At 70.5% G+C, this 6,247-nt stretch carries 4 protein-coding genes and 1 CRISPR repeat array; all 4 genes read right to left on the bottom strand.

Annotated elements, in window-relative coordinates; translation table 11 throughout:
• Nucleotides 1-66: 66 nt before the first annotated feature.
• Nucleotides 67-1,011: a CRISPR direct-repeat array (repeat unit 37 nt; unit sequence GTCGTCCCTCTCCTCGGAGGGGGACGCGGATAGAAAC).
• Between the two features lie 14 nt (nucleotides 1,012-1,025).
• The 4 genes from IT371_20010 to IT371_19995 all read right to left on the bottom strand — a co-directional run bounded on the left by IT371_20010 (nucleotide 1,026) and on the right by IT371_19995 (nucleotide 6,161).
• Nucleotides 1,026-1,478, bottom strand: coding sequence for an SRPBCC family protein (locus IT371_20010; GenBank protein ID MCC6749961.1), 453 nt, complete (start codon nucleotides 1,476-1,478; stop codon nucleotides 1,026-1,028).
• A complete protein-coding gene (locus tag IT371_20005) occupies nucleotides 1,475-1,858 on the bottom strand; it encodes a helix-turn-helix transcriptional regulator (GenBank protein ID MCC6749960.1) in 384 nt (127 codons plus the stop codon). The genes IT371_20010 and IT371_20005 overlap by 4 nt, the downstream gene beginning before the upstream one ends.
• 140 nt (nucleotides 1,859-1,998) lie before the next feature.
• Nucleotides 1,999-3,213 (bottom strand): glycosyltransferase, encoded by a 1,215-nt coding sequence (locus tag IT371_20000; protein MCC6749959.1) that lies wholly within the window; start codon nucleotides 3,211-3,213, stop codon nucleotides 1,999-2,001.
• A 161-nt stretch (nucleotides 3,214-3,374) separates the two neighbouring features.
• Entirely contained in the window at nucleotides 3,375-6,161 is a 2,787-nt protein-coding gene (locus tag IT371_19995) for a hypothetical protein (protein MCC6749958.1), read from the bottom strand.
• Nucleotides 6,162-6,247 lie beyond the last annotated feature (86 nt).

Below are 6,247 nucleotides of genomic sequence, written 5' to 3'. Positions count from 1 at the left end.
GTGAAAACGTGCTCGGTCGTCCCATGTCTGCATCCTCTCAACAAATGGAGCCTCCAGGAAAGCCGGGGCGGTTCACTCCTCGGAGGGGGACGCGGATAGAAACTCGGCTGGACGGCTGACCTCTCGGGGTCCTCGGTCGTCCCTCTCCTCGGAGGGGGACGCGGATAGAAACTTGCCGCCATCGGAGGCGCGCCCATCAGCTCCGTCGTCCCTCTCCTCGGAGGGGGACGCGGATAGAAACGTCGAGCAGCTCCGCGCGGCCGGTGGGCTCTCGGTCGTCCCTCTCCTCGGAGGGGGACGCGGATAGAAACACGTCCACGTCGATCACGAAGAGCCCCGAGGCCTCGTCGTCCCTCTCCTCGGAGGGGGACGCGGATAGAAACGAGTGCTGCCCCGCGGCGTCATCCACGATGACCGTCGTCCCTCTCCTCGGAGGGGGACGCGGATAGAAACGCGGCGCAGCAGGCGAAGCTCAAGGAGAACTGGGTCGTCGCTCTCCTCGGAGGGGGACGCGGATAGAAACTTGTAGGTCGGGCTGACCACCTGCCCCGTGGCGTCGTCCCTCTCCTCGGAGGGGGACGCGGATAGAAACCCGTTCCGCCCGGTGGGGCGCGCGCACGTCATCGTCGTCCCTCTCCTCGGAGGGGGACGCGGATAGAAACAGCGGCGCGCACGTCGCATCCCGCTTGGCCACGTCGTCCCTCTCCTCGGAGGGGGACGCGGATAGAAACTGGTAGAAGGCGCAGAGGAAGGCGAAGTCGGACGTCGTCCCTCTCCTCGGAGGGGGACGCGGATAGAAACGGGCAATGGCGAAGGACGCCGACGCGGCGAAGCGTCGTCCCTCTCCTCGGAGGGGGACGCGGATAGAAACGGGCAATGGCGAAGGACGCCGACGCGGCGAAGCGTCGTCCCTCTCCTCGGAGGGGGACGCGGATAGAAACGACGCGCTCGTGCACCGCGCCCACCTGGCGACGTCGTCCCTCTCCTCGGAGGGGGACGCGGATAGAAACGACTCCCCCCTCTCCCTACCCCGCCTTCGGCGCGATGACCAGCGCCTCTCCCGTCTCGAGCAAGGTCTTCAGCCCGGAGAGGACCACGCTCCACCCCTCGCTCGCGACGTGCTTCGCGGTCTTTGGCGCGTCCCGCATCTCGTGCACCGCCGTGAGCTTGCAGACTGCGCCGCGTGGCTCGATGAGCCAGGTGATCGTGGAGCACTCCTTCGCGAGCTCCGCGTCGTAGCGAACGATCCAGGTGTGCACGAGCTTGTACGGGGGCTCGGCCGCCAGGATCTCCCCATCCACGCATGGACTGCCGTCGGGAAAACGGTAGACGATGGCTTCGCCGGGCTTCCCGCTCGTCGCCACCAGGGTGCCGAAGAAGTACTGCTTCGTGAACTCGGGGTCGATCAGCGCCCGCCAGAGCTTCTCCGGCGTGGTGCGAATGAAGGTCTCATAGATCTGGGTCGTGCTCTCGCTCATCGGTTGCTCCTCGCCCGCCTGGGGGTCCCATCGTTCGACTTCGTCGCCGGCGGCTTCGGCCGCACGTCCGCGCCGTCGTCCTCCAGCCGCTCCTTCAGTCCGCTCATCGCCGCGGTGATCGCCGCCGCGTACTTGCCAATCCATCGGTCGTGGACGCGACGGATGGGCACTGCGTTCAGGTAGTGCAGCTTCTCCCGCCCAACCTTGCGGCTCACCACGAGGTGCGCCTCCTCGAGCACGCGCAGGTGCTTCATCACACCGAAGCGCGTCATCTCGAGCCCCTCGCAGAGCTCGCCCAGCGTTTGGCCCTCGTCCGCAAAGAGGCGGTCGAGGAGCTCGCGCCGGACCGGGTCCGCCAGCGCCTTGAAGACGTCGTCCATCGCAACCGCCATTATGTGACCTTTTGGTCACCTGTCAAGAGAGGCGCTGAGTCGGGGTTCCCGTCGTCTCGGGAGGCGAGATGGTTGGACCGTCGTCGAAATCAGGCGATTCGCACCGCCGCGCTAGGGGCGCCGCCCTGCTAGCCTGCCGCGCCGCCGGTGGCCGGTCCTCGCGGGCCGAGCCGCGCATGCGTATCGAGGCCGTAGCGTCGGCCGCGCCACTTCACCTCGGGCCAGAGCAGCGTGGCCACGTAGATGAAGGGCGCCGCGAGGAGCAGCGCGTAGGGGACCCAGGCGTGCCGGAGACGAATCGGAGCCCCCCCCACCGCGCGGTGCAAGCGCATGATGCTCGCCCCGAGCGCGAGCGCCGCGGCATAGAGCACCGCCCCGGCCCACGGATGCCCCGTGACGACGGCGGCGAACCCGAGCCCCAGCCCGAGCCAGAACTCGATCCCTCGCAGCCAGGCCGGCCAGTTGAAGGACCAGAAGGGCAGCCCGCTGCGCGAGAAGATGATCCAGCGTCGATAGGTTCGCAGAAACTCCGCGAGCGTCATGCGCTCGTCCACGATCTGCAGGGGATGCCGCGTGACGACGTTCCGGTAGCCCGCCTGCACCACGCGCGTCCCGATGTACATGTCGTCCACGAGCTGGCCCGAGACCGACTCGAGGCCGCCGATCCCGGCGAGGGCCTCCCGCCGGAAGAGCATGAGCTGCCCCATGATGAAAGGCATGCTCCCCTGCTCCCCGGCGGTGAGCGCCACCGCCGGTCCATACAGACCGTTGAGCAACGTGGCGTAGCCCACGGCGCCCGCCGTGCGCAGCGGGTTTTCGACCACCACCGGAGCGAACGTGCACCCGATCCGCTCGTCGGAGAGGAGCGTGTCCGCCAGGACCCGCAGTACCTCCCGGTCCGGTCGCGTATCCGAGTCCCCGAACGCCACGAGCTCCCCGCGAGCCTCCTCGAGCGCCCGGATCATCGCGTTGAGTTTCCCGGTGCGCCCGGGAGGCGGCGTGCCGACGAAGATCACCCGCGCCGTGCCGGGGTGCCCCCCACTCCGGTGGGCCTCGATTGCCGCTCGCGCTACGGGCAGGGCGGGATCGGTCTCTTCGTCGAAGACGAAAAGCGTCTCCACCTCGCCGGGGTAACCGGTGGCGAGGGCCGCCGCGAAGTTCTCCGCGGCACCCTCGTCGAGGCCACGTACCGGGCGTATCACCGTCACCGAGGGGTACTGGGCTCTCCCCGGCACGGGTTGCTCGCGCCGCCTCGCCACAGCGCGGCGGAGCATCAGGTGCGTGTAGAGGACGGCGCCCAAGAGGCCGGCGCCGACCACGATACCTCCAAGCTCGATGGTCATGCGATCGTGTCCGGTCAGGGAGCGTGCATCCGGCAGGCCACGCTCGCCGCGTGGGTTCAAGAATTGACCTGACGCAAGGTTGGCCGGATGGCCTCGGGGCCGAACGCGCCCGCTCCTTGCCGAACTGGCCCACTTTCGCCCTCACGCACCTCCAGGAAGGGTCATTGCCACCTGATGAGCATCGTCGAGAGCTGCCACGGGGTCAGACGGAAGCAGACCCGTTCCCCGTCGCGTCGCAGCTCGCGTGGACATCCGAGGGGCCGCTCGACCGGATCGATCTCCAGCACCTCCGCGACGGGCCGAGCCAACTCCAGACACGCTTCGCTCTCCCGCGAGCTGGCGTTGAGCAGGCGCACCACGAGCCCTTCGCGCCCGGGGTAGGCGGCGACCACGACGACGTGCTCCGGCGCCGCGGCGACCAGGCTCCGGGCTGCAGGCACGGCCCCGCTCCCTCGCGGTGCGAAGACCACCGGTGGGGCCGCGTACCGGCGTGCCTCCCCCAGCACCCCTCCCCGCTCCCAGTCACCCTGGTGCAAGTAGATGCCGTATTCCAGAACGTGCGTTCCAAGCTCCTGCGCCCCGGGGGTCGGGACCATGGGCCCCGCCGCGTGGTCGATGCACGACAGGTCCCCGCGGGCCAGCCACCCCACGCTCCGCAGCAAGGTGAGCGCCAGAGCCGGCGCCTCCCCTTCCACCCGCACCACCTCGTGCTCGGGGAGCCCGCGACTGAAGAGGGCCACCCCCAAGGTCCCATCGGTGACGGCCACGAACGCGTGGTGCGGGCCCGTGGCAGCAGGTCGCTCCACCCCGGCCCCGAGCACCGACGGGTCCATGGGGCGCTCGATGACCGCCAGCCCCTGCTCCGCCTCGATGCGCGTGGGGGAGAACGGCAGGTGCACGAGCGACCGTAGGCGATGATCCTTCGCCAGATTCTCGAGCCGGGTCCGGAGCTCCACGCAGCGCGACCCCGCGAGGAGCGTGACCTCCGTCGTCACCGACGTGCGAAGCGTCTCGGCCGCTCGCCCGCGGCGGTCGGCCGCGAGCCCGACCGGAAGCTCGAACACCTGATCGATGCGCAAGCGTGCCCTCAGCGGCCCCTTCTCGAGCACCACGATCTGCGCGTCTCGCGGGCGCAGCGCGGGCCCCGCCGCCCCCTCGAAGTGGTAGAGGTCCCCGCGGTCCCCCTCGTCCACCAGGTCGTTCACGCGCACTGCGCCTTTGCCCCACGCGGGGTCGGCCAGAAGGAGCGTCCCGTCCGCCTGCGGCACGACCTTCAGGCTGCCGCTCACGAGCGTGCCGCTCTCGTCTGCCGCCACCACCGGCGCCTCGGGCGCGCGAAGCCCGCTCTCCACCGTCAGTGGCACCAGGGAGAGCGCCGCCGCCGGGCCGGCGCTCAGGAGCACCGGCCGCGTGAGCCCGCTGCCGTGCACCACCACGCGAATCCGCTCCGCGCCGGCGAGCAGCCCCATGACCCGGCGCTGATCCTCGGCGAGCCGCGTCGAGGAAGCAGGCGCCTCACCGAGCGCCACGTCCAGTCGCAGCCGCTTGTCGCCGTCCCCCCGCGTGTCGATGCTCGTCAGGTAGCGCCCGAAGAGCGGCGTCGCAGGATCGAGCCCCTGGACGAATCCGGCCAGCTCAGCGGGACCGAACTCGCCCTCGAAGAGCGGCGGCTCCTCGCTCTCTCCGAGGAGCTGGACCGGCCGCGCGAGACCGTCGGGCCCGCGCGAGACGAGCGGCGGCGAGAGAGCTCGCGAGACCTCCGCCTCCACCACGAACGACGCCGCGCCGGGGCCCGGGCAGAAGACCACGAGCTCCGCCGGCGTCCCGTCCGCCTGCTCCACGCGGAGCGAGGACATCGCCTGGTCGCGCACGACCTCCGCGATCTGGCGCGCCCAGCGATACCGGGCCTGCACGTCCTCATGGGCCACGTCCACGCCGCACCCGGCGGCGCTGTCGTGGGCGTGATTCAGGAGGAGCTGACGCCACGCCCGCTCCAGCAGCGCCCGCGGCGGCTCCACGCCGGCCATCGCGGCCCAGGCGCAGAGCGGCTCGGCGTAGCGCAGGAGCAGCGTCGTGGCGGCGAAGGCGGCCTGCTTCTCGCGAATACGCGCCGAGGCGACGCCCGCGAGCACCGGTGCAAAGGCCGACGATCTGAGCTCTCCTTCGACGGTGTGCTCGGGCTCCTCCACCTGGGCGAGCAGGTGCGGATAGCCCGCCGTCACCACCTCGACCTCCGGCCGTCGCGCGAGGAGCTGTTCCGCCGCGTCGGGGACCCACGCGGCCAGCCGCACGTGGTCGTCTCCGATGGGCAGCAGCAACGGGTGGTCTCCGAGCCACCCCTCGAGGCGCTCCAGCGTCCGCTCCACCGCGGCGGCGAAGCCCTCCGGGTCCGACGGCAGCATGCGCCCCGTGGCGTAGCCGTCCTGGAGCCAGAGCGCGGTCACGGCGCTCCCGTCCGGCCCCACCCACCGGAAGGTGTGAGGCGGTCGCCCCGGGCCGATGCCGCGCCAGAGCACCGCGCTCTGAATGCCGAAGAGCCCGAAGAGCTGCGGAAGCTGCGCCGCGTGGCCGAACTGATCCGGCAGGTAGCCGACCCGCATCGCGCCCCCCAGCTCCTCCGCGCGCCGCACCCCCATGGCCAGGTTGCGGATCACCGACTCACCGTCGGTGAGCAGCGTATCCGCGAGCGTGTACCAGGGCCCGACGTACAGGCGCCCCTCCTCGACGAGCCTTCGGATGCGCGCCTCGGCCCCCGGCCGGAGCTCGAGGTAGTCGTCCACCAGCGCAACCTGTCCGTCCAGGGTGAAATGCAGGCGCGGATCCTTCTCGAGCAACCCGAGCGCCTCGTCGAGCATCTCCAGCAAATGGGCCCGGAAGACCTCGAAGGGCTCGTACCACTCCCGATCCCAGTGGGTGTGAGGCACCAACGTCACGCGTCTCGTGGCCATGTTCGTCGTCCCTCCCGGATCGCCCGCGCACACGACAGTCCCCCGCGTCGGCAAGCGATCGCAGTGCAGGAGTGCAAGAAGGGCGC

Source organism: Deltaproteobacteria bacterium (genome assembly GCA_020848905.1).
Classification (GTDB): Bacteria; Myxococcota_A; Polyangia.
Note: the sequence above shows the minus strand (reverse complement) of the source record. Positions and strands in the feature narration are given on the sequence as shown.

Excerpts from the sequence above, each read along its gene's own strand:
- IT371_20010 (MCC6749961.1), bottom strand. The coding sequence starts at position 1,478 with ATGAGCGAGAGCACGACCCAGATCTATGAGACCTTCATTCGCACCACG.
- IT371_19995 (MCC6749958.1), bottom strand. The coding sequence starts at position 6,161 with ATGGCCACGAGACGCGTGACGTTGGTGCCTCACACCCACTGGGATCGG.
- IT371_20000 (MCC6749959.1), bottom strand. The coding sequence starts at position 3,213 with ATGACCATCGAGCTTGGAGGTATCGTGGTCGGCGCCGGCCTCTTGGGC.
- IT371_20005 (MCC6749960.1), bottom strand. The coding sequence starts at position 1,858 with ATGGACGACGTCTTCAAGGCGCTGGCGGACCCGGTCCGGCGCGAGCTC.